The organism is Massilia sp. CT11-108, from assembly GCF_047302915.1.
GTDB classification, from domain to species: domain Bacteria; phylum Pseudomonadota; class Gammaproteobacteria; order Burkholderiales; family Burkholderiaceae_D; genus Telluria; species Telluria orientalis.
In genome coordinates this window covers 1-2,217 of the sequence record NZ_JBKYMO010000706.1, presented here as the reverse complement: position 1 = coordinate 2,217, position 2,217 = coordinate 1, and the positions used below count along the sequence as shown (strand labels likewise).

Below are 2,217 nucleotides of genomic sequence, written 5' to 3'. Positions count from 1 at the left end.
CGGCGCCGGCGCCCGCGTGCGGATCCAGTCCGGCTTCGGCAAGCGCTCGGCCGGCACGATCTTGATGGGAATGCGGCTCGTCTTGGCCGCGCCCAGCTGTTTGGAGGTCGGCTTCATCGCTGCTCCTACACCGCGCCGCGTGCCAGCTCGCCGGCGATGTGCTCGGCCTGGCGGATCGCCAGCGCGACGATGGTCAACGTGGGATTCGCGGCGGAACTCGATGCGAACTGGCTGCCGTCCGAGATGTACAGGTTCTTGACGTCGTGCGTGCGGCCCCATTTGTTGACGACGCCGTCGCGCGCATGCTCGCTCATGCGGTTCGTGCCGAGGTTGTGGCTGGCCGGGTACGCGGGCATGTCGATGACGCGCGTGGCCCCCACCGCTTCGGACAGCTTGCGGAACTGGACCAGGCCGTGCGCCGCGATCGCGTTGTCGTTCTTGTGGTACGTCTTCGACACGATCGGGACCGGCAGGCCGTACTGATCCTTCTCGGTCGGGTGCAGCGTGATGCCGTTCTGTTCGCGCGCCATGTCTTCGCCGCAGACCCAGATCGCCGTCATGTGGTCGTACATTTCCAGCGCCGACGTCACGTCCCGGCCCCAGCCGCCCGGCTTCATGAAGGCCGCCGTGTACGGCAGGCCCAGGGCGAGGCCTTCGAGATAGTAGCCGCCGTTGAAGCCGCGCCGCGTGTTCAAGGCCACCTCGTCGGCGACGACGGCACCGATGTCGAAGCCGCGGTTCATGTACACGGGCTTCTTGTGGATCGCCACGGCGGCGGCCGTCGCGTGATTCATGTAATTGCGGCCCACCTGGCCGGACGAATTCGCGAGGCCGTTCGGGAACATGGCCGACGCGGAGTTCAGCAGCAGGCGCGGCGACTCGATGGAATTGCCGGCGACGGCGACGAGGCGCGCCTTCTGCAATACGTGACGGCCCTGGCTGTCAGCGTACAGCACGCCGTTCACCTTGCCGGACTTGTCGTGCTGGATCTGCAGCACCATGCTTTCCGGGCGCAGTTCCACGCGGCCGGTGTCCAGCGCCTTCGGCACTTCGGTGTACAAGGTGGACCATTTCGCGCCCACCTTGCAGCCCTGCATGCAGAAGCCGATCTGCTGGCAGCCGGGACGCCCGTCGTACGGCTGCGAATTCGATGCGACGGGGCGGATGATCTTGTTGTAGCCGATCTTGCGCGCGCCGGCCGCCACGACCTTGGTCTGGTTCGATTCCGGCATCGGCGGCAAGCCGCTCGCGCGCGTGCCGGCCACGCCCATCTTCTTTTCCGCCAGTTCGTAGTACGGCTCCAGTTCCGCCAGCGTGATCGGCCAGTCGAGGATGTTGGCGCCGTCGACCTTGCCGTAGGTCGTGCGCGTCCTGAAGTCGTGCTCCTGGAAGCGCAGCGCGACGCCCGACCAGTGCACGGTCGACCCGCCCACCGCCTTGACGATCCACGCCGGCAGGTTCGGGTAGGTCTTCGTGTGGTGCCAGCCGCCGGCCGAAATCCGCTTGTCGAGCCACGAGATCTTGTTGAACATGGCCCACTCGTCGTTCTCGAAATCCGCCTGCGTGAAATGCTTGCCCGCTTCGAGGATCACGATCTTGTCCACGCCCCGCTGGGCCAGTTCGTTGGCCAGCGTCGCGCCGCCCGCGCCCGAGCCGATGATGACGATCGCGTCGTCGTCGCCCAATTCGATTTTCTTGCTCATTGCCGTCTCCTGTTTTTTGTTATGGTTTGCGCGTTTACAGCCAGTCGATGTCGTTGAAGCCGCGGTTGATGTAGCCGCCCTGCTCCCACGACGACCCCTCGTAGCCGAGCAGCGGCCACACCGCCTTGTTGTCGTACAGGCTCGTGACCATCTCGCCGCGCACCTTCTGGAAGAACGGCGACGGCTCGATCGCCTTCAGGAGGCTGACGCGCTCCGGCTCGCGCTTGACGGCCGCATAGGGCTTGCCGAAGCGTTTCATGGCGGCCTTGTCCAGGTCGCGCACCCCGTCGCGGAACAGGGCCGCCTGCTTCGGATCCTTCGCGGCCGCGCGCTCGAACGGCTGGATCGCTTCGACGTAGTAGCGGTCCGCCAGTTTGTCGTGCGGGAATACGTCGCGCGCCATGCGCAGCAGGGTCTGCGCCGTGGCCGCGCCCAGCGTCGGAAAGTCCTGCGCCAGGTGTTTGTCGTTCGACGCATTCCCCCCGCGGCCGCCCGGCACGTCGGTGAGCATGTG

The 2,217-nt window shown here is 66.3% G+C and carries 2 protein-coding genes and 1 pseudogene; all 3 read right to left on the bottom strand.

Annotation, left to right across the window (positions count from 1 at the left end; all coding sequences use genetic code 11):
• Positions 1-117 (bottom strand): annotated as a pseudogene (locus tag ACEN88_RS29695) (lipoyl synthase); the annotation flags it as partial.
• An 8-nt stretch (positions 118-125) separates the two neighbouring features.
• A complete protein-coding gene (locus ACEN88_RS29690) occupies positions 126-1,703 on the bottom strand; it encodes a GMC family oxidoreductase (protein ID WP_413345478.1) in 1,578 nt (525 codons plus the stop codon).
• Positions 1,704-1,737: 34 nt separating this feature from the next.
• Positions 1,738-2,217 (bottom strand): gluconate 2-dehydrogenase subunit 3 family protein (locus ACEN88_RS29685; protein ID WP_413345477.1); only part of this gene is annotated, 480 nt, incomplete at its 5' end.

Coding starts and splice junctions, on each gene's coding strand:
- ACEN88_RS29690 (WP_413345478.1), bottom strand. CDS start 1,703: ATGAGCAAGAAAATCGAATTGGGCGACGACGACGCGATCGTCATCATC.